This is a genomic window from Colwellia psychrerythraea (genome assembly GCF_000764185.1).
GTDB classification, from domain to species: domain Bacteria; phylum Pseudomonadota; class Gammaproteobacteria; order Enterobacterales; family Alteromonadaceae; genus Colwellia; species Colwellia psychrerythraea_B.
Map to the genome: position 1 here is coordinate 1 of NZ_JQEC01000011.1, position 21,014 is coordinate 21,014.

The window sequence follows — 21,014 nt, forward strand, 5'->3', positions numbered from 1 at the left end:
GTTGTATACATTATATTAGCATCTTATATGATGCAATACTTATTTATCTAGCATACCTATTAGAAGGTTTTGCATTTAAATTTCAAAATCCAATATGGTTGAGTGATATTCATCACCAACCCTACTATTTTTTTAATATTTATATTAACTATTTTGTTTCATCTAAATTGAACAAGGCCTTAGTTATTTTTTCATTACATTAAAAACCGATGGTCTTTATTTTGTAATAAACGTGATATGCTTTTCAAGCACTACTTTCGATAATCTATAGCTAACTATACTTTATCAATTAAAGCTGGTGGTTGCTTCATGATTCAAAAAGCCCATTCCTAAGCTATTATCGTTATATTATTTGTAAGTTCATTACTGTATAAATGAATATTTAATTACCATAACCTTATGAATTTTAATTAGTAATTCGATATTTCATCGATTATCAGCAAGAAAATATAACTATATTCTCTATATTTAATAAAAATGATATTTTATCAAAAAAAGGATAACTTACTAGCTATCATTCATTGTAATAACTGTATTGCTTATCAATAGGCCTAGTAATAATAGGGACTCATAAACATGGTTTATTATTAAGCCATCAGGACAATAAATATTAATATTAATACATAACTTATGATTCCGATAAGTTTGAAAAATCAGATTTATTTTTAACTGAATGAAATAAAAATTCGATGCTCAGTCAGCATCGATTTTATTATGCCTTTAAATTACTATTTTTCACTCACTTTCTTATTTTTATCCAAAGCATTTTAATCCCTTATCAAAAATGTTATTACTCGAGTTAATCAATGGATATCATAAATAATCAGACATTGTCACCCTCTAAAAACACAGGTCACCATCAATATCAACAACTTACACTAAACTCACCCCTTTACATTATGATATACAACTACTCTGAAACAATAGAGTGGTGTGACGAACACCAGATACAAAAGAGAATAATTTATTTTTCATAATGACAAGCATGAAGCTGCTTACCCAAGACCCCCCATGGTATTCCAAATGGAATTGTGCATCAATTAACTGCCTCTTTGTTTGAGGGGATATCCTAGTCGATGCTACCTCAATGACAGACCCACTTTCCTATCATTTTATCAGCATTAAAGTGACTTAAATGGCGCATAATATTAATCCTGCATCGCCTTATATCAATCAAAAACTAACAGACTCCAGTTTATCTTGCCCAAACGAACATAAAGGGATTTTCAAGGGTGGTTAAGGCTATGACAAAACGAGATGTATAAAATATAATAACGCCAATTAGTTGTTAACTGATTGGCGTTATAGTTAATTATTAGTATTTTCTAAAAATTCAATAACAGAGGAAAATATCATTGAAACTGCAGCATGATCGTCCCAATCAATGTTATCCCAATCGATACCTGTCTCTAGCTCCATAATGTTTGCCATTAACAAGGCTTTTATTGTATTAGCCGATTTTATATTTTCAACTTTGTAGGTTTTAGGTATCGGCCTTAGTGGGATTTTATTTAATAATTTAGATTGAATTTCATTATCGATATTTTTTTTATCTGTTAAATTAAGCACCGATTTTTTATATTGTATTTTATACTCTGTTTCAACTGTTAAAACCATTTTTTTAACTTTAATAAAGGGAGTGCTTAATCCTGACTCATAAGCTGTTATTACACATTTATATCGGCTTAGAACATTATAATTATCAAATGTCCCCATAGAAATCCCTAAATTAGTAGCAATTTCTTTTACGGTCAACTTTTTTAACCCTAACTTGATCCGAGCGGTGTTGAGTGTCGTTATTTCACTCATTGCACTTTCGAAAGCCATCAATTTTCCATATTGTGGCAGCTCTTCTCTACTGGCATTTTCTTGAAATTGTTTAACTTTAACTAACAGAGGCTTAGTGTTATAAAGCTTAAACTGTGCTGTTGAGTCATAGCCATTAGCATAAATTAAAGCAAAGAAACGCCTGTGCCCTGTTAAAATCTGATACTTTCCATCCTCAACTGGGTAGAGTGTTGGAGCCTGAATGAGCTCAGAAACAGAAATATTATCCCCTAGCTCTAGAATAGACTCTATAGTCTGATTAGCTTTTTTCCAGTCAGAAGAACCGTATTTAAGACAATTGATCATGCAAGACTGACCTATTAGAACATGATCCTCTGCGTTATACATATGGACTAATTCTTTTTTTGTAATTTTTCTTTTTACAAATAGCTTTGCGTCATTATCTTTAATAAAAATAGCAGGTAAAAAACGAGCATTGGTACTATCTGGAATCACGGAACTTAAAAATATTGACTGATAATAAAAGGTGTCATCAGTCAGTCCTCCGATAGTATTAAGGCTACTCAAAAGTAACTGCTCGTGTGTTAGACCATTCATTATTATTTGGCACCTAAATTTAAAATGTATAAAATAGATTATACCATGAAAGCCTAGGTAGATATTGTCTAATGTGAATTCATAGATTAAATCTTAAGAAATAATACAACAGAAGCATGTTCTTAATTTTCATTTCCGCATTCTAGGCGTAACTATTCAATTTTTGAAAGGAATGCATGCTAATACTTTTCAATACCTTAACAAGATAGGGATTGATTTATTGCAAGTGGCAAGTGGCAAGTAATCCAAAATATTGTAAAAAACCTAACAACTCTACGCCGAGTTCATTCCAGAAATCCCCCCCCCCTTAAGAAGAACACCTAAAGTTCTCTAGGCATTTGGTATCGATGGCAACACAGGGCTACATGATATTTTTTTATTCAACTTGCCGTTCATTCGAATAATTTAACGCTTCAGTTAGTTTTTCTGGGTGTTAAATGGGCTCGTTGTTATTGCTCGAAAACCCAGTTACAAAATTTGTAAAATGGCTCACGGTCTTTTTCGCTAAGCTAACGCATCGCAAGCTCGGTGATGTATTCTTTGATGTACTCCTCAACTTTATAAAGCTGCGCTATTTCATCAATAGTCTCGATTACTGCTGTCGGCTCTAAGAGTGACGCTCTGTCGAAATAGCGCCTGGAGTGTACCAAAAACTAGCATGCTATAGTGTCCTTTTTTTCCTTAAGTTTTGCAGTAAACAGCCTAACCATCGGTCAATAATTTACATGTAAATCCTTCGAGCAAATTTGGGCATGCAAAAACCATCGGCTGTTAGACCAAGTGAAGGGTACTTCATCCATGGTAAGGGGTTGACTGTTGATAATGGATGTAGGTTAGCTTGGTAGTTCTCTAACCTTATTACGTCTACGATAGAGCTAGAAAAATCTCTCATTACAAGCTCAATTACATAGAACAAAAGCAACAAACTGATAATAATTAACCTGAGTTCTGTTTAAGAATACTATTTTTCTAGATCGACTTTAATCCAAATTGACTCGGTGATAGCTTAATACGTGGTTTTTGTTTTTTTAAGCAACAAGCCACTATGCCTGAAATGACATTCAACATAAAGCCGGCCTCACTACGATGTCGACTATGTTCTATTTGTGAGATGTTTTTGAGTTGACCATTTATCGTTTCAATAATGTATCTCTTTGATAACACTGTCCTATAAAATACAGACATTGCCTTAGCTTTCATATTTTTACGAACAATAGTGACTAAACCAACGTCATTCGCCGCTAGCTTATCATTAGCTTTTTACCGAGATATCCTTTGTCCGCATAATGCTTTCCGTAGAGGTTTTTACATAACTTTGGAATAGGCGTTCTATCGTTTGTATTATCTGGTGTTATCTTCAGAGAAATAATTTCCCCTACATGGTTAATCAATAAATGAAGCTTGAAACCGTAAAACCAGCCCACTGTTCCCTTCCCACGTTTGGCAACACCATCAAAGACCCTATTGCGTGGAATACGGATATTGTGGCAAACTTTTCGACAAACTCAATACCTTTGAGCTTTCCTTTTATCGTTTGAAAGTAAGCGTACGTACATAGGTACAATTAAAGAAGACATTTTGTGTAAAAAACGCATGTAATTTAGTAGGCTTGGGAAATCACGTTGCCAATACCCCGAACAAAACCAACAGGTAGGTATTGAAATACATACATTATCCTACCAATAAAAAGCAATATCGATAGTCATTCACTCAATATCATCTTTGACTAGCGTTTTCTTTTTTTGGTTCCGTTAGCGATTAATTCTGCCTCCTATGCAGGGATAAATTTATGTCAAAAATCATCGATATCGAAAAATATATATTTTAAGTTATTAATTTTACTACCTTTGTTGCATTAAAATCGTTTTTAGTCGAAAGATCTGATCGTAAGCTGGACAGTTAGTTCAATCCTTATCCAGTTTTCAGGTTAATTATCAATGCCAAGTACACTATGTTGAATATGCGGATATCAAACAACGATGAATAGTTTTTTATTCTAAATCTGCTGATCATCGAGCATAAAGTTATCGCGGCAAAGGTAGCTGAAAGTAAACCTTTATAGCGGCAAGCAATAGAATAAATTGAAGATAACAAAACAGAAATAACTCAAGTAATACCATTTTTAGTAAATTTTTGATCTAATTGATGATATTTTTTTATGTAAATATCACAGCTTATGGACTTATAACCATGAGCGACCTAACATGGGAATTGGTGGTATAACCCCAATTAAAAAACGTAGACTAACACAGAGAAAAACGTCTACTTCTGATCTCCATTAAAAATGGGGAGATTACCACAAAGCGGTCATGAGTCACTCAGTTGATATCGATACTTTGGATTAGATTTTGTATTAACTAACAGAATAAAACTAAAAATCATTTTTCACTTGATCAACAGTCAGCACTCTTAATCTTAAATGATTGGCGTCTTCCTCAGAGATACTATTTTATTTTTTATCAAATCAAAAAATTCGGATACACACGAATCGATACCGTGCGCGCACAAAGTGATCTTTACATCCCAACAAATAAATATCGATTAAATCATTTGTTCAAAAGGTCTCGTTCTACCACAAACACGACATTAAGCAGTAATGTAAAAACACTAATTCAGATTAGATTTTCTATTCATAACACCTTTAGAATAGGCAAGCGTCATGCAAAAAAACCAAGACAAACTATCTGCCAAAATGAATTGTATTGATGAACACCTCCCGCCTAGGCTCAAATTCGCTACTCGAAGAGGGGGAACCTTTTATTCGATTTTATCAAATTTAAATCTTTTTGCTACCCGTAAACCTCTGACTTTACCGGTATCATCCTTGCGAAAAACTAACGGTTTCATTCCAGATTCAACATTAATAAAGGTTATCTTTTTGGTTGGTACTAAGCGCGAAAACTGAGTTTCGTTTTGCGCCTTAATCTTCAGCTGTCCATCAAAAACTTTAAGTTTCACAATGAAACCACCACCAGTTTTCATTTTATACTGTCCGGTATAAGCCTTGAGTTCATCCAGAGATAAAGTTAACGCATCTATGGTTTGTCTTGAGTGATACCCGTATCATAATATTTTGAGATATACCTCATAATATCTTGATAAATTGAACGGCCATTATCACCATTACTCATCACTATCATGCCCTCACCTTTATTTACGAAGGCTTTAAACTTATTGGTAAAACCAAGATTTTTGCCACCATGCCCAAAGACAAGTTGATTATTAACTTCACTCATAGCGGGCCCTAGCCCCCAATTTTTTTGGTGCTTAGTGAACATAGATTCTACTGTGGTTTTCTTTATTATTCCGTCTTTCTTTCCGGCCATTATTGCTTGCATGTGCATGATGTAAATAGCTAGTTCTGAAGGAGTAGTCCATAAGCCGGCCGCGGCCTTCTCAGGGTAATCATTATAAATTGCGGAGTGCACTTTTCCATTACGGTCATACGCTGCACTGGCACGCTGTTTTAACGTTTTGGGTAAAGCATGTTGAAAGGTTCTATTGACCATCCCCATTGGCTTAAGAGTTTGATTGTCAGCATATTCAGAAAATGATACCCCAGTGACATCTTCTACTATTTTTTGCATGACTGTATAGCCACCTATCGCCATTTACTTCCTGGAATCTGATTAACTATAACTTCATGGGTATTTCCTTTGCCGCTTAGCACATCCGTTGTACTTGGTATTTCACTACCTGTTGCATACCCAGGAAATCCGTGACCACTAAGGCCGCCGGTATGCGTAAGAAGCTGACGTAAAGTAACTGGTTTTTCTTTAGTTAATAAGTCTCCCTCAACCTTCCAGTCTTTTAGGTATTGATCAACATCAAGCTGCAACTTACCTTGTTCAACCAATTTTAGTGCGGCAAGGGCGGCAACTGGCTTACTAATTGAGCCAGCTTGAAAAAGAGTATTTGTGTCTACCTTACTTGTACCATTAGCAATACCATAACCTTTTGCCCAATCAATTTTTCCGTTATGAATTAGTGCAATACTAAGGCCTGGCACATTTAATTGCTTCATACGATTTACTATTGAAGTACTTGAGTCGTTAACCCTTATGTTACTTTTTAAATTATTATCAATTACCTTAACGGCATCGGTGTTCGCATAAACTGCACTTGTGAATGTTAATAGAGATAGTGAAATAAGCGAAGAATAGAGAAAGCCGGTGATTTAAATTGAATATTTCAATGATAGTTCCTTTATTAAATAGTTTTGTGTATCGGAAAATAATTTCCTTTTAGTCATTCGTCATGAAATAGGTGACTTACATCCCTTAATTTTCCTGAGAGCACCATCCTGCTTACAGCACTCAAAGAAAGTTCAATTGTCGATACTATTATTATCAGATAATAAACACAGACTTTGTCATATCACCTATGTTCAACGCTGCATATAACAATTATTAGAAGGGTAAATTTCATGTTTTTTACATTGAATAAACAATACACTTAATTACTATCTAGATCAACGACTTAGAATAAACCACCTAAACTGGTCAATAAGTGAAAGATTAAGTTACCCCTTTTATTACGCAAATAATTAAATTCACATATGAACTGTATATAAAAACACTATCAGTTAGTTGTTACAATTTTATTGTTTTTTGCTGAATCCCCTGAGACTCAACAGGAATATGACTTTGAAAAGGATTATAAAATATATGGCAATAGAATAAATGCTAATGACTTCAATGCCCACAACAATGTCATTAACTTAAAGTTAATTTACGTACTTACAATAAGTTAGCTAGTTGATAACCTAACTATGAATTAAAAATAGAGAGAAATCACCAATGAGCTGTTCAGTATTTAATTCAAATAGTACAAAAGTCAACCAATAAGATTCACTCAACTGAATTTTTAGAAAGTCACCGTAAAAAACTTACTGATTTCACTCGAAGTCGCCCCCTTACCTCTCCTTGTTTAATGAGTTTTATGTTGAATGCTCTCAATGGGTCAATTCAGGCTGAACTCGTTCGGTTTTTCAATGTTATCTTTGATAGCCACTTGTCAACAACATCAGTTAGCACTGCTGCTTTTTGTAAAGCCAGAATGAAACTGTCCCATCAGGCTTTTATGAGTTAAACGATGAACTAGTTCAAGCGTTCTATGAAGCTGCAACCATTGATACATGGCAAGCCCATAGACTATTAGCTGTTGATGGGTCAGTCACACAATTACCTATCTCTGACGAACTACTTGAGCATTTTGGTAAAGATCGCCCACATGCTGCTATGCCTCATGTTCGTCTTTCACAACTTTATGATGTTAAGAATAATATTACCCTAGATTTACAGGTAGAAAGCCATTCAACAGGAGACCGTGAAATGGCGCTAAAACATTTAAATAAAACCCAAACAGGCGACTTAGTCGTTTATGACAGAGGTTATCCTGCCGTTTGGTTTTATAAATATCATAGGCTAAAAAATGTTGATTTCCCTTCTATTGAGAAGTCTCTCCGTCGATGTAGAAAAGACAAAATATCAACCGAATCTCTTTGTTTAAGATTAGTGCGAGTTGAGCTGCCATCAGGAGAGCCAGAGATTTTAGTTTCATCATTAACAGACTTGAAAGCTTATCCTACTTCTATTTTCGATAATTTATATCACCAACGCTGAGGAGTTGAAGAAGATTACAAAGTATTGAAAAGAGCCTCAATATTGAGAATTATTCTCGTATTTCTGTTGAAGGTATTTTACAAGACTTACACGCTAAGCTATTGACTAAAAACCTTGCTGCTTCTGCAATCCATGATGCAAAACGAAAAATAAAGTAGCCTAAAAACAAGAGACTCTATGAATATAAAATCAATTTCACCTTTGCGATAAACCAGCTTAAAGACAATATTGTTCGGTTCACAATGAGGCTAGCTGAACTTGAGCTTTATGAATTACTGATAAGTAAAATATCAAAGAATTAAAGTGTAATTCGACCTGATTGTAAGTTTGTTCGACAAGACCCTAGAAACAAGACAAATAAGTTCCCAATGAATTATAAACGTATGCGTTAAATCCTTAAGTTAATGACATTGATGCGCACAAAGTAATCATTTATAAAAATACAAACAGCTAACTTAGCCCTCCCCATCAAAACACTCTAAACAACAATTTTTAGATACTCCCCCGACCATTCATAACCAGAATATATTATTCAGATTAAGTGTATTGATTTGGTGGGTATTTGAAAGTCGACAATTGGGAGACATATCAGATTGAAGAAAAGATTTTATCGAGCTGCAATACAAACATAAGATCGATGTCAGGTAAATAACTACCGAGATAGCCAACCTGTCAGGAATAATTAGCAACCAAACGAAAAAGGCCGATTCATCACGAATCGGCCTTTAAATGTCTTTTTGTATAAGTTTAGTGGTGCGGATGGGGGGACTTGAACCCCCACGACCTAAGTCACCAGCCCCTCAAGCTGACGCGTCTACCAATTCCGCCACATCCGCGCAATACTAAACTATATTATCTGTTTTACTAAGTTAACTTGCTTATTATGAGGCAAAATAAGAGCACTTAACTTTTAGACCCGCAATCCACGCAAGACTAGATTTAAAAACTTTGTACTTTTAACTAAGTTGAAGTTTAGTTAATTTAATCAGAACAATTTAGTCTGGAACGTTGCTGTTTTCTTCTTTCTTAGCAGGTTCATCAGAAGCTGGTACATCGCTGTTTTGAGCAGCTGGTAATGTGGTAGCTTCAAGGCTTTCACCTGGAATGGCATCAACTGCTTGTTCAGCGGGAACTGCTAGGTTATTCCACTCATCAACAGCTTTAGTGCGGTTGGCAGTTAAGTTACCTAGAATTAAGCTAATAGCAAAAAAGGCTACGGCTAGGTAAGTTGTTGCAGAAGTTAAGAAGTTACCTGAACCACCTGAACCAAAAACAGTTGCAGAAGATCCAGCACCAAAAGATGCGCCCATATCTGCGCCTTTACCTTGTTGAATTAACACTAAACCGATTAGGGCTAAAGCAATAAGTACGTAAGCGATAATTAATATTTGATACAACATTTCTATTTTCCTTTTGCTGCTAAACAAATCACTTTGAATTGTTCAGCTTTTAAACTAGCACCACCAATAAGACCACCGTCTATATCAGTTTGTGCGAATAATTCTTCACAGTTAGCTGCGTTAACGCTGCCACCGTAGAGTAATGGTACTTTAGCCGCCACTTGCTCGTTTTGCTGAGCTAAGAATTGGCGAATAAACTGATGTGTTTCTTGTGCCATCGCACTTGATGCTGTTTTACCCGTTCCTATGGCCCAAACGGGTTCATAAGCGATAACAACATCGTTAAATTTCTCTATACCAACTTCATCGATAACTGGCTGAACCTGTGCCGACAACACAGTTTCGGTTTCTCCTGTTACTCGTTCTGCTTCGCTTTCTCCAATACATAATATTGGTGTTAAACCTGCGTTTAATACAGCATGAACTTTTTTTGCAACTTGGGTAGATGTTTCTTTATAGATACTTCTACGCTCAGAATGACCAACTATTACATAGTTAATCGCTAAGTTTTTCAACATAGCTGTAGATACTTCACCTGTATAAGCTCCACTTTCATGTTCACTCACATTTTGCGAGCCAACATGAATTGCTTCATTTAAGTTAGCTGTTTTTATTTTCTGATTAAGCTCAGATAAATAGGGGAAGCTAGGACATATAACAACATCAACATGTGATGATAGTTTAACATCTTTTAACCCTGAAACCATAGCATCAACTAGGGCTGAGTCACCGTTCATCTTCCAATTTGCGGCTACAATTGCTTGTCTAGTCATTTTTATCTCTTAGCCTAGGTTATTATTTTATGACTTCAGTTAAGTATTAAATGGAGTCATTGCTAAAATGAAGCCGCGAGATAGTAACTAACCTACGCAAAAGATACAAGTATTTAACACATATCTTTTACTAGTTGCAGTTTTTTTATACTTATCGCGGCATTTAGCACAATATAGCTATTACTAGCTGTTATTATTTAACGAGTTTCACTAAATCGGCAATTTTGTTCGCTAATAGTGTAACTTCATCCATCTCTGGGCCCTCAACCATAACGCGAATTAATGGCTCAGTACCTGATTTACGCAACAATACTCGGCCGCGACCTGTCAATACTTCATTAACTTCATCAACAGAAGCTAATACCGCAGCGTCGTTCAATGGATTATTTTCACCGGAAAAACGAACATTAACCAGCAGTTGTGGCAACATGGTAATATCTTGGCGTAACTCAAATAACGATTTCTCTTGTTTGGTTACTGCGGTAAGTACATTAAGTGCAGCAATGATACCATCACCGGTAGAGGTGTGATTGAGGTTAATAACATGACCTGAGTTTTCAGCGCCTAGTTGCCAGCCTTTTTCTTTTAATAATTCCATTACATGGCGGTCACCAACATTACTACGGGCAAATTCAATACCTAATTCTTTTAAGGCTAATTCTAAGCCCATATTACTCATTAGGGTACCAACTACCCCCCCCTCTTTTCGGCCGGTTTTTAAATCGTTACACGCGATAATATAGATAATTTCATCGCCATCAATAACATAACCTGTATGGTCTACCATCATAATACGGTCGCCATCACCATCAAGGGCAATACCTAAATCGGCTTTGTGCTCAACAACCGCTTTGCTGATTGCGTCCATTGATGTTGCGCCACAACCATCATTGATATTGGTACCATTTGGGGCAGTACCAATTTCAATAACAGTTGCGCCTAGTTCACGAAATACGTTAGGCGCAATGTGATAGGTAGCACCATGGGCACAATCAACCACTATGGTTAGATCTTTTAATGAAATTCGACTTGGGAAATTACTTTTACAAAATTCGATATAACGCCCTGCAGCATCATTGATACGAGTTGCTTTACCTAATTTTGCAGACTCAACACAGCCCATTTCTTTATCTAACTCGGCTTCAATGGCAAGCTCTACTGCATCAGGAAGTTTTTCTCCTGATTGTGAGAAAAACTTAATACCGTTGTCGTAAAATGGGTTGTGCGAGGCACTAATAACGATGCCAGCTTCGGCTCTGAATGTTTTAGTTAAATACGCAATACCTGGTGTTGGCATAGGACCAAGAAGACCTACGTCGATACCTGCCGCTGAAAAACCCGCTTCGAGTGCTGATTCAAGCATGTAACCTGAGATACGGGTATCCTTACCAATAAGTACTTTTTTAGTGCCTTGTCCGGCTAAAACTTTACCTGCGGCATAACCTAACTTCATTACAAAATTTGGTGTGATTGGGTGCTGCCCCACTAAACCGCGGATACCGTCAGTGCCGAAATATTTACGATCAGACATATATTTTCCTTATATATTTTGTTCTATAGCCGCTTTACTTAGCTGCTATGTTTATATTTTCAAGACCGCTTACTGGTACTTAGCGGTCATGGATAAGATTTTTAGGGCATCGACTGTTTCTTTAATGTCATGTACCCGAATTATGCTAGCGTTATGCTGTGTGGCTATTATAGCGGTAGTAATACTGCCTGCAAGGCGTTCATCGACATTACGTGCTAATAAATTGCCTATCATTGATTTTCTCGAGGTTCCTGACAATATGGGTAAACCTAAATCTTTAAATTGTGATAACTGCGCAAGTAATTGATAATTTTGTTCTAACGTTTTACCAAAACCAAAACCTGGATCTAAAATCAATCTTTCTCGCTTAATACCAGCCTGCTCACAAACCTTAATGCGCTCAATAAAAAACTGCTTAATATCATCAATAACATCGTCATACTGTGGGTTTTCTTGCATTGAACGTGGTAAACCCTGCATATGCATTAAACACACTGGTACATTACTATTAGCCAGTACAGCTAAACAACCGTCATTTTGTAACGCGCGAACATCATTAATAATGTCTGCGCCATGAATAATGGCTTGTGACATAACCTCGGCTTTGCTGGTATCGATAGATACCCGGATAGTAAATTTTTTTTTAATCGCTTTAAGTAAGGGAATAACCCGTGCTAACTCATCTTTTTCGCTAACATCAACAGCGCCAGGACGAGTCGATTCTCCGCCAATATCGATAATATCAGCACCATCACTGATCATTTGTGCAACTTGTGTCAATGCTTTATCAAAGGTGGCAAACTTACCACCATCAGAAAATGAGTCAGGAGTAACATTAAGAATCCCCATCACTTGTGGCTTCTTTAAGTTCTCTGATAAAAATTTATTATGTGTCATTCTATTTTAATCTTTATTAATATTTTTCGAACAAGGGAAAGTCTGCATATGAAAAAGCCTCGATATTTAATGTAAATATCGAGGCTTTACTATTTTCTGAAAGCGCGTATTAGCTTGAAGGCGTATCACCGCTTGGTTTACTAGTATCAGGCTCTACTGAACTAACTTGCTCAGTGTCCTTAGTTGGCTCAGCATCTTTACTCGCTGCATCTACTTTTGCAGTAGTATCACCGTTGCCATTGTTTTTTGTTGAGTTAGAACTATCTTTATCATCCCAGCCTGCAGGAGCACGAACAGGTGTTCTCGCCATCAAATCATCAATTTGTAGCGCATCAATAGTTTCATATTTCATCAAACAATCTTTCATGGCATGAAGAATATCGAGATTGTCTTTAATTAATGTTTCCGCACGTTGATAGTTACGATTAATCAACACTTTAATCTCTTCATCAATTAATTTAGCTGTTTCATCAGACATATGTAGCGATTTAGCTGAACTGCGACCTAAGAAAACTTCACCCTCTTCTTCAGCAAATAACATAGGACCCATTTTTTCAGACAAACCCCATTGTGTTACCATCTTACGAGCAATGTTAGTGGCACGCTCAATGTCGTTTGAAGCGCCGGTAGACACTTTATCACTACCGTAAATAACCTCTTCAGCAATACGACCACCGTACAAAGAAGAGATATTACTTTCTAAATGCTGCTTTGAGTGACTGAATCTGTCTTGCTCTGGTAAGTACATTGTTACACCAAGGGCGCGACCACGAGGAATAATACTCACTTTATAAACAGGATCATGATCCGGCACTAAACGACCAATTAGGGCATGACCCGCTTCATGGTAAGCAGTCATTTCTTTTTCTGACTCGCTCATTACCATAGACTTACGTTCTGAGCCCATCATGATTTTATCTTTAGCGGCATCAAATTCTTTCATACTTACTAAACGACGTTCAGTACGTGCTGCACATAAAGCAGCTTCGTTTACTAAGTTTGCTAAATCAGCGCCTGAGAATCCTGGTGTGCCACGTGCAATAACTTCAGCATTTACATCATCACCTAATGGTACTTTACGCATATGAACTTTAAGAATTTGTTCACGACCACGAATATCAGGTAAACCAACAGTCACTTGACGATCAAAACGACCTGGACGAAGTAACGCTGGATCTAGTACGTCAGGACGGTTAGTTGCGGCAATAACGATTACACCTTCATTACCCTCAAAACCATCCATTTCAACTAACATTTGGTTTAGCGTTTGTTCACGTTCATCGTGTCCACCACCCATGCCTGCGCCACGTTGGCGACCTACCGCATCGATTTCATCAATAAAGATAATACATGGTGCAGCTTTTTTAGCTTGTTCGAACATGTCACGTACACGTGACGCACCAACACCAACAAACATCTCTACAAAATCAGAGCCTGAAATAGTGAAAAATGGTACTTTCGCTTCACCGGCAATAGCTTTAGCAAGTAATGTTTTACCTGTACCTGGCTGACCGACAAGTAAAATACCTGATGGAATACGGCCACCTAATTTTTGAAAGCGTCCAGGCTCACGTAAATAGTCAACTAATTCAGCAACATCTTCTTTAGCTTCATCACAGCCTGCGACATCAGCGAAAGTAGTTTTGATTTGCTCTTCACTTAATTGACGCGCTTTAGATTTACCAAATGACATAGCGCCTTTACCGCCGCCACCTTGCATTTGACGCATGAAGAAAATCCATACACCAATAAGCAGAATCATTGGAAACCAAGAAACGAAAATAGTAGTTAAGAAACTTGTTTCTTCAGGTAACTTACCTTCAGCACGAACGCCCTGTTTAACTAAATCGTTTATTAAATCACGATCATAGCCACCTGGAATAACGGTTTTGTATGCTTCGCCACTACGCTTTTCACCAGTGATTACGCCATTACGGTCAACACTCGCATCGCGAATTTGTCCTTGACGTACATCCTTGATAAAGCGGGTGTAATCCATTTGTTGATTTTCTGTGGTATTCGGAGTAAAACTCTGAAATACACTCATCAAAACAACTGCAATAACTAACCATAAAATAAGATTTTTCGCCATATCGCTCAACTTAATGACCTCTTGTGATATTAGATACCAAATGGATTGATTAACTGGTTGACTTAGAACTACACTCGCGAACTTTTAACAATCAAAGTGGATTAAACATAATATTTTATATTTCATTCACTTTGTGCTGTTATCAGTTTGCTAACGAGTTCCCGAAGGGCGAGTTTAAAAGCCATATAATCAGCGTTATTGATTTTAAAAAGGGATAACCATTTCCTACAATCAATGCCTTGCCTATAAGGCTTTAAATTACTCGCTAAGTAATCATTTAATTAGTCCGTTTGGTATTCGATATTTATTAGTATAAATCTATACTAGTCTATTGTGCCTAATTTACTACAATTCAAGGCTTGTCGCTATTTAACTTTAGTAGCTCGTAACAACTAGTTACATTAAACAGATAAAAATTTAATTAACTATATAGTTTGCTCAAAGCTGCCTGAGACATATAAAGACAGAATTATGACTTAAAAACACTCAAGTAACTCTGAACCACATGTTTCACCATACGGTAATAATACACTTTGTCAGCTTTTTCCCGCTAATTAGCCTTTGTAACCTGTTGCAACAAGGTAAACTTCCCTTGAACGAGCTCTTGATGATTCTGGCTTACGGGTTTTAACCGTTTTAAAGACTGCGCGAGTCGCTTTCATGTAATCCTCAAAACCGGCACCTTGAAAAACTTTTACTACAAACGCACCATTAGGTTTTAATACCTGGCTACACATATCTAGCGCTAACTCCACTAAGTACATACTACGCGCTGAATCGGCACTTTCATTACCCGTCATGTTTGCTGCCATGTCAGACATAACTACATCGATGTTCTTACCATTTATGCGAGTTAATAACGTATCGAGTACTTCTTCTTCTCGAAAGTCTCCTTCGAGAAATTCAACACCTGCAAGGGGATCCATAGGTAAAATATCACAGGCGATCACTTGCCCCCTATCACCCACGGCTTTTACAGCATACTCTGACCAGCCACCTGGCGCGGCCCCTAAATCGACAACCTTCATGCCTGGTTTAATCAATTTGTCTTTTATATTGATTTCTTCAAGTTTAAATACTGCACGGGAACGTAAACCTAAACGTTGTGCTTTTTTTACGTATTCATCATCAAAGTGTTCATCTAACCAACGTTGGCTACTCGCTTTGTGCTTTTTATTTACCGGGTTTTTCTTACTCGAATTCATTCTTTTCTCATAAATAGCTTAACTATTAGTATTAGTCAGTAGATAAGGGTAAAATGTCGGCAATTCAAGGCAACAGATAACGAAATTTAGTAATGAACTTAAACAAAAAACAAATTCAACACCTTCGAGGTGTTGCACACTCTCTTAAACCAATAGTTTTATTAGGTAATAATGGCTTAACAGAAGCGGTTGTAGCAGAGATTGATTATGCATTAAATCATCATGAGCTGATCAAAGTAAAAATCCCGACAGATGATAAAGAAACCAAAGCGTTAATCGTTGAAGCTATTTGTCGTGAAACTAAATCAACTCAAGTACAAGTAATTGGTAAAACTTTAGTTATTTACCGTGAAAGTGAAGAAAAGAAAATTCGTATACCTAAAGCTTAGTTCGAACTCTTCCTTTTATAGTAGAAAACTCTAGAGACTCTACTATAAAAGGATTATTCATCTTTAGTATTCATAAAATGTAAATCAGTTCTACTCCAATTCAGTTCAGTTCAGTTCAGTTCAGTTCAGTTTCAAACCTTCCCGCTCAGCAATACCTCCCCCATCAATATAACCATATAACCAATTGATATATAACTAATTAAATTATTATTACTAATCATTTCTACTTAGAAAATGAATAACCATTCAAAATAGCCCCTTATTACGCTCCGTCTAACTATCGAATAAAGAACTCATTCTCATTGTTTAGTATTCCGTATTTTGTATTTATGTTGTTATACGATCAAAGTTAGGCGAACAGATTAGCAATAACTGAGCAAAGTTTACTCACCAATAAATTAATTGTTGTTTAACGCCATTTGAGCTTTCATAACTAAATCATCATATAAAACGAATAGTCACCCACTACCTAAGCCATTGAAATTGATCGCATTTTTCAAATATACTGCACCTACTTTAACAAAGTAACATTATAGAAATGGAAGTCTGTAATTTAAAAAATAGTCTTCAAACATTTCAACTTCAAGAGCATGTCATCTAAAAAACACCTAGTTTAATCAACTAGTTTTTAATAACGGAAATTAATAATTTTAGGTACCAAAATGTTTAAAAAAATCATGATAGCTACAGCGATAAGTACAGCATTAACACCTCAGGTCAATTCAGCAGAAATAAATGCTACGCTTATTCCTGAAAATAATGCAGCTATTTTTGAAAGAGGATTAAAAAAACACTTTATAGTTAAATTAAAAGTTAACAAACCATTAAGTGTTGACCAAGCTAGCCTTCAGAAAAACAACCCTATTTTAGTTCAAGGTAAAAGTAAGATTAATTTTAAAAGAACACTTGCCTCTGGGGATGTACTCATTGAAGCCAGTGATTATTCATCGATGCAGGCTTTATTAGACGATTTGGCTCTCAATGGTGAAGTTATCGCTATTGAAGAAGACGATATTGTTTATGCCCATGCATTACCAAATGATCATTATGCTGCAAGCATGTATAGCATTGAAAACAGCTTTAGAGGTATTAATGCTGTTGCTGCTTGGGATTTAGCTCGTGGCAAAGATATTAACGTCGCAATAATCGATACTGGCTTTGCTGATCACCCCGATTATGATGAACGTACTATTAATGGTTACGATATGATCAGTTACACTTCTCACTCTAATGACGGCGATGGACGAGACATGGATGCTCACGATCCAGGAACGGGCATAGACTGTGAAGCCAAAAATAGTATTTGGCATGGTACACATGTGGCAGGAATTATTGGCGCTAGTATGGATAATACTATTGGTGCTATGGGCATTGCACCTGAGTCAAACTTAATTCATGTAAGAGCATTAGGTAGATGTGGCTCAGGTTATCGCTCTGATATTATCGACAGTATTTATTGGGCCGCAGGTAAAGAAATAGCCAACTTTCCTATTAATAACCAACCAGCAAAAGTAATTAACCTCAGCTTAGGTGGGTCAAGCAGTTGCGGTGGCTATCAGGCCGCTATTGATTATGCTCGTTCACAAGGAGCAACTGTTGTTGTTTCTGCAGGAAATAGCAATGTTAATGCATCGCAACAATCGCCAGCAAATTGTGATGGTGTTATAACCGTTGCAGCTAGTGATAATTCTGGTGATAAAGCAAGTTACTCTAATTACTCAGATTTTGATGGTGCCGTAGACATTACAGCTCCTGGCAGTAGTATAATAGCGACTGTCAACTCTGGTCTTGATGGGCCGACCTCACCCGGCTATTCTTTTAAAAGCGGTACTAGTATGGCTGCACCACAAGTAGCCGGTGTTGTTGCATTAATGTTAGAAGTAAATCCTTTACTGACACCCGATGAAATTGAAGAAATAATTAAAGCGACAGCAGATCAATTTTCAAACTTCACCACATGTAATACCTTAGGCCCTATTTGTGGTTATGGGATGTTAAATGCACAAGCTGCAGTCAAGGAAGCGATTGCTTTAGCTGGTCCTAGCATACCGGCATTAGAGAAAAATACTCCGCTAATTATTAGCGGTGAAGAGAAAGAGCAACAATTATTTAGCTTTTTCGCCCCTGAAAATTCAACCGCTGTAACATTTTCAATGAGTGCTGGCGATGGCGATGCAGATCTATATGTAAAATTTGATGGCACCGCAACGCTTGATAATTATGATTGTCGACCATGGCTATCTGGTAATGTTGAATCCTGTACGCTTAATAGTCCTGGAAGCTATTCCATAATGGTCCGAGGCTACAATTCATTTCATGATGTTAACTTAACCGCTAACTACTTAGAGCGCCCACCTAGTGAAGGCATAGAAATAGGAAATGATGATGTTCAATGGGATTTAACTGGTGAACATCATGAAGAGTTATTGTTTTGGGTTGATGTTCCTAACAACATTTCAGGTTTATGGGTACAAACATGGAATGGTACCGGTGATGCAGATCTATGGGTAAAAGAAGGTAGTGCTCCTACAGCACAAGATAATGACTGTTTTGAATCTAACTCTGGTAATATCGAAAGTTGTAACATGGAACCTAAAGGCGGCCGTTACTTTATTAAAGTACGTGGTTATGATGTTTTTGATAAGGTTGCTATGCGTATTTTATGGCAAAACTAATGACTAATTCTTATAAAACAAAGCTAACTTCAGCTAAATAAATTCATAAAAGGTACAGCAACTTACACAACTTACGTAAGTTGCTTAACCATTCTTATTAGTCAGGTCATTATCTTCAACAACTGTTACTACTTTTTGGGTAAGTTTGACTCGACCTGAGTCAACTAAGGCTTTTCTTAGTACATATTCAATCTGAGCATTAACACTACGCAGTTCATCATCAGACCAACGCTGCATTGCCGCTAGAACCTCAGGATTAATCCTAAGTGGGAAGCTTTTTTTAGCTGCCACTGTTACCTCCAAAATTTAATAAAATCAAGAAAAATTGACTCCCAACAAAACACTTCAAGAGAAATGAGAGTTGAGAGTTGAAAGTTGATTAAGGCTCAGCTAATACAAGCTGCCAGTATTCACAACTGGCTGGGTGCTTTTATCACTACATAAAACCACCAGTAAATTACTTACCATAGCAGCTTTACGCTCTTCATCTAATTCCACAATATCTTTCTCTGATAGCTGTTTAAGTGCCATTTCAACCATACCCACTGCGCCATCAACAATAAGTCGACGTGCCGCAATAATGGCAGAAGCTTGTTGCCTTTGTAACATGGCATTGGCAATTTCTGGAGCGTAAGCTAGGTGACTAATACGAGCTTCATGAACCATAACGCCTGCTTTTCCTAATCGTTGCTGTATTTCTATTTTTAAAGCTTCCGATACTTCTTGAGGGTGACTACGCAGAGCAATATCATCACCTTCATGTTGATCATACGGATAACTAATCGCCATATTACGCAGTGCTGACTCACTTTGAATATTTACAAAACTGATGTAATCATCCACTTCAAAGACAGCTTCAGCGGTATCATCTACTGACCAAACAACCACAGTAGCAATCTCAATCGGGTTGCCATGGTTATCATTAACTTTCATTTGATTAGATTCGAAGTTTCTAATTCTTAATGAGATATTTTTACGTACAAATAATGGAATAGTCCAACGTAAACCTCCTGACTTAACTGTACCTACATATGTGCCGAAGAACGTCATCACTTTCGCTTGGTTTGGTTGCACCATAAAAAAGCCGGGGATTGCTAACAAACTAAGCACAACTACAAAAACAGTTAAGATCTCAATATTTCCTATAGCAGCCTGACTTACAATAAAAGCTGCTGCGATTAACAAGGCAAGAAACACACCATAGCCACTCACTGAAAAACCTATTTTCTCATTCATACGAACTTCTCCCACAACCAACAAGTGATATCATTTTGATATCAAAATAGTACGGTATATTTTTACTTTTGCAAGTTAATTTGCTAATCGGAAACTCAATGGCAAGTCATTCTTTACTTTTTGGGTTAAAAGACTGAATAAAAATCGATTAGGTACTTGTAAGTTAACAGATACAAAAAAGGCCACAAACACTAAGTTCACGGCCCTTTGTTAAACACTTATAATAAGGAACGCTGCAAATAAGCTCTGCAACAATTACTTACAATAGGTATTGTTAAATATGCTCAACTGCAATAATTTCATACTCTACTACGCCACCAGGAATAGTTATTTCAATTTCACTGTCAACTTCTTTGCCAATTAAACCACGAGCAATAGGAGAGTTAAGCGAAATTCTTCCCGTTTTAAAGTCTGCTTCATCATCACCAACAATTTGGTAAGTCACTTCAACTTCAGTATCAATATTCAATAATGTTACTGTAGTACCAAAAATAACTTTACCGCGGTTAGGAATTGAAGTTACATCAATAACTTGCGCATTACATAATCGGCCTTCAATGTCCTGTATACGACCTTCACAAAAGCCCTGCTCTTCTTTAGCAGCATGGTATTCAGCATTCTCTTTTAAATCGCCATGCTCACGCGCAGTAGCAATGTCTTTTACAATACGAGGGCGTTTTTCTTGTTTTAAATGCTTAAGCTCGTCTTGTAATTGCTCAGCACCACGAAGGGTCATTGGATATTTAGTCATAATTTTATCTTCTCATTCTAACAATAAAGGCGGTTAACCTAAAATAGGTATAACCA

At 36.6% G+C, this 21,014-nt stretch carries 16 protein-coding genes, 1 tRNA gene and 1 pseudogene; 3 read left to right on the forward strand and 15 right to left on the reverse strand.

The features are described from left to right. Positions 1-1,308: 1,308 nt before the first annotated feature. The 5 genes and pseudogenes from GAB14E_RS18060 to GAB14E_RS25470 all read right to left on the reverse strand — a co-directional run bounded on the left by GAB14E_RS18060 (position 1,309) and on the right by GAB14E_RS25470 (position 6,409). Positions 1,309-2,385: a hypothetical protein gene (locus GAB14E_RS18060; protein WP_033081063.1), complete on the reverse strand. Its 1,077-nt coding sequence runs from the start codon at positions 2,383-2,385 to the stop codon at positions 1,309-1,311. Positions 2,386-3,354: 969 nt separating this feature from the next. Continuing rightward, a pseudogene (locus GAB14E_RS24440) lies at positions 3,355-4,168 on the reverse strand (IS982 family transposase). A gap of 974 nt (positions 4,169-5,142) precedes the next feature. Next, a complete protein-coding gene (locus tag GAB14E_RS18055) occupies positions 5,143-5,424 on the reverse strand; it encodes a DUF3471 domain-containing protein (RefSeq protein WP_414734056.1) in 282 nt (93 codons plus the stop codon). After that, positions 5,421-5,972: a serine hydrolase domain-containing protein gene (locus GAB14E_RS25465; protein ID WP_197061157.1), complete on the reverse strand. Its 552-nt coding sequence runs from the start codon at positions 5,970-5,972 to the stop codon at positions 5,421-5,423. Before GAB14E_RS25465 ends, GAB14E_RS18055 begins: the two co-directional genes overlap by 4 nt. 14 nt (positions 5,973-5,986) lie before the next feature. Continuing rightward, complete coding sequence (locus GAB14E_RS25470; RefSeq protein WP_052093480.1) at positions 5,987-6,409, reverse strand: serine hydrolase domain-containing protein; 423 nt, start codon at positions 6,407-6,409, stop codon at positions 5,987-5,989. A gap of 1,105 nt (positions 6,410-7,514) precedes the next feature. On the opposite strand from GAB14E_RS25470, the gene GAB14E_RS25245 reads away from it, so the two are divergent. After that, positions 7,515-8,009 carry a transposase gene (locus tag GAB14E_RS25245; RefSeq protein ID WP_462477416.1) on the forward strand — a complete coding sequence of 165 codons (495 nt, stop codon included), beginning with the start codon at positions 7,515-7,517 and terminating at the stop codon, positions 8,007-8,009. 751 nt (positions 8,010-8,760) lie between these two features. Here the strand turns inward: GAB14E_RS25245 and GAB14E_RS18050 are convergent. The 7 genes from GAB14E_RS18050 to rlmE all read right to left on the reverse strand — a co-directional run bounded on the left by GAB14E_RS18050 (position 8,761) and on the right by rlmE (position 15,907). After that, positions 8,761-8,845: transfer RNA gene (locus GAB14E_RS18050), tRNA-Leu, on the reverse strand. Between the two features lie 159 nt (positions 8,846-9,004). Next, positions 9,005-9,409, reverse strand: a complete 405-nt coding sequence (gene secG / locus GAB14E_RS18045; protein ID WP_033081065.1) for a preprotein translocase subunit SecG — start codon at positions 9,407-9,409, stop codon at positions 9,005-9,007. 2 nt (positions 9,410-9,411) lie between these two features. Beyond that, on the reverse strand, positions 9,412-10,182 hold the full coding sequence (gene tpiA, locus GAB14E_RS18040; RefSeq protein ID WP_033081066.1) for a triose-phosphate isomerase: 771 nt from the start codon (positions 10,180-10,182) through the stop codon (positions 9,412-9,414). A 193-nt stretch (positions 10,183-10,375) separates the two neighbouring features. After that, on the reverse strand, positions 10,376-11,713 hold the full coding sequence (glmM, locus tag GAB14E_RS18035) for a phosphoglucosamine mutase (RefSeq protein ID WP_033081067.1): 1,338 nt from the start codon (positions 11,711-11,713) through the stop codon (positions 10,376-10,378). Positions 11,714-11,782: 69 nt separating this feature from the next. Further along, positions 11,783-12,610 (reverse strand): dihydropteroate synthase, encoded by an 828-nt coding sequence (gene folP, locus GAB14E_RS18030; RefSeq protein ID WP_033081068.1) that lies wholly within the window; start codon positions 12,608-12,610, stop codon positions 11,783-11,785. A gap of 109 nt (positions 12,611-12,719) precedes the next feature. Next, positions 12,720-14,711, reverse strand: a complete 1,992-nt coding sequence (gene ftsH / locus GAB14E_RS18025) for an ATP-dependent zinc metalloprotease FtsH (protein WP_033081069.1) — start codon at positions 14,709-14,711, stop codon at positions 12,720-12,722. 545 nt (positions 14,712-15,256) lie between these two features. Then, a complete protein-coding gene (rlmE, locus tag GAB14E_RS18020; protein WP_033081070.1) occupies positions 15,257-15,907 on the reverse strand; it encodes a 23S rRNA (uridine(2552)-2'-O)-methyltransferase RlmE in 651 nt (216 codons plus the stop codon). A gap of 92 nt (positions 15,908-15,999) precedes the next feature. Here rlmE and yhbY point away from each other — a divergent pair, with 92 nt between their 5' ends. After that, positions 16,000-16,296, forward strand: a complete 297-nt coding sequence (gene yhbY / locus GAB14E_RS18015; protein ID WP_033081071.1) for a ribosome assembly RNA-binding protein YhbY — start codon at positions 16,000-16,002, stop codon at positions 16,294-16,296. 662 nt (positions 16,297-16,958) lie between these two features. Continuing rightward, on the forward strand, positions 16,959-18,971 hold the full coding sequence (locus GAB14E_RS0122570; RefSeq protein WP_052093481.1) for a S8 family peptidase: 2,013 nt from the start codon (positions 16,959-16,961) through the stop codon (positions 18,969-18,971). Between the two features lie 84 nt (positions 18,972-19,055). Here the strand turns inward: GAB14E_RS0122570 and GAB14E_RS18010 are convergent, their stop codons facing one another. From GAB14E_RS18010 to greA, 3 genes are all read right to left on the reverse strand, one after another. Then, positions 19,056-19,262, reverse strand: coding sequence for a type II toxin-antitoxin system antitoxin (locus tag GAB14E_RS18010; protein WP_033081072.1), 207 nt, complete (start codon positions 19,260-19,262; stop codon positions 19,056-19,058). A 99-nt stretch (positions 19,263-19,361) separates the two neighbouring features. Next, a complete protein-coding gene (locus tag GAB14E_RS18005) occupies positions 19,362-20,207 on the reverse strand; it encodes an SPFH domain-containing protein (RefSeq protein WP_033081073.1) in 846 nt (281 codons plus the stop codon). 274 nt (positions 20,208-20,481) lie between these two features. Further along, a complete protein-coding gene (gene greA, locus GAB14E_RS18000; RefSeq protein ID WP_033081074.1) occupies positions 20,482-20,958 on the reverse strand; it encodes a transcription elongation factor GreA in 477 nt (158 codons plus the stop codon). Positions 20,959-21,014: the final 56 nt, after the last annotated feature.

What these genes read in the sequence shown, in the direction of transcription:
- GAB14E_RS25465 (WP_197061157.1), bottom strand. Translation starts at nt 5,972, where the DNA reads ATGCAAAAAATAGTAGAAGATGTCACTGGGGTATCATTTTCTGAATAT.
- greA (WP_033081074.1), bottom strand. Translation starts at nt 20,958, where the DNA reads ATGACTAAATATCCAATGACCCTTCGTGGTGCTGAGCAATTACAAGAC.
- GAB14E_RS25470 (WP_052093480.1), bottom strand. Translation starts at nt 6,409, where the DNA reads ATGAAGCAATTAAATGTGCCAGGCCTTAGTATTGCACTAATTCATAAC.
- GAB14E_RS18060 (WP_033081063.1), bottom strand. Translation starts at nt 2,385, where the DNA reads ATGAATGGTCTAACACACGAGCAGTTACTTTTGAGTAGCCTTAATACT.
- glmM (WP_033081067.1), bottom strand. Translation starts at nt 11,713, where the DNA reads ATGTCTGATCGTAAATATTTCGGCACTGACGGTATCCGCGGTTTAGTG.
- GAB14E_RS18005 (WP_033081073.1), bottom strand. Translation starts at nt 20,207, where the DNA reads ATGAATGAGAAAATAGGTTTTTCAGTGAGTGGCTATGGTGTGTTTCTT.
- secG (WP_033081065.1), bottom strand. Translation starts at nt 9,409, where the DNA reads ATGTTGTATCAAATATTAATTATCGCTTACGTACTTATTGCTTTAGCC.
- GAB14E_RS0122570 (WP_052093481.1), top strand. Translation starts at nt 16,959, where the DNA reads ATGTTTAAAAAAATCATGATAGCTACAGCGATAAGTACAGCATTAACA.
- yhbY (WP_033081071.1), top strand. Translation starts at nt 16,000, where the DNA reads ATGAACTTAAACAAAAAACAAATTCAACACCTTCGAGGTGTTGCACAC.
- tpiA (WP_033081066.1), bottom strand. Translation starts at nt 10,182, where the DNA reads ATGACTAGACAAGCAATTGTAGCCGCAAATTGGAAGATGAACGGTGAC.
- folP (WP_033081068.1), bottom strand. Translation starts at nt 12,610, where the DNA reads ATGACACATAATAAATTTTTATCAGAGAACTTAAAGAAGCCACAAGTG.
- rlmE (WP_033081070.1), bottom strand. Translation starts at nt 15,907, where the DNA reads ATGAATTCGAGTAAGAAAAACCCGGTAAATAAAAAGCACAAAGCGAGT.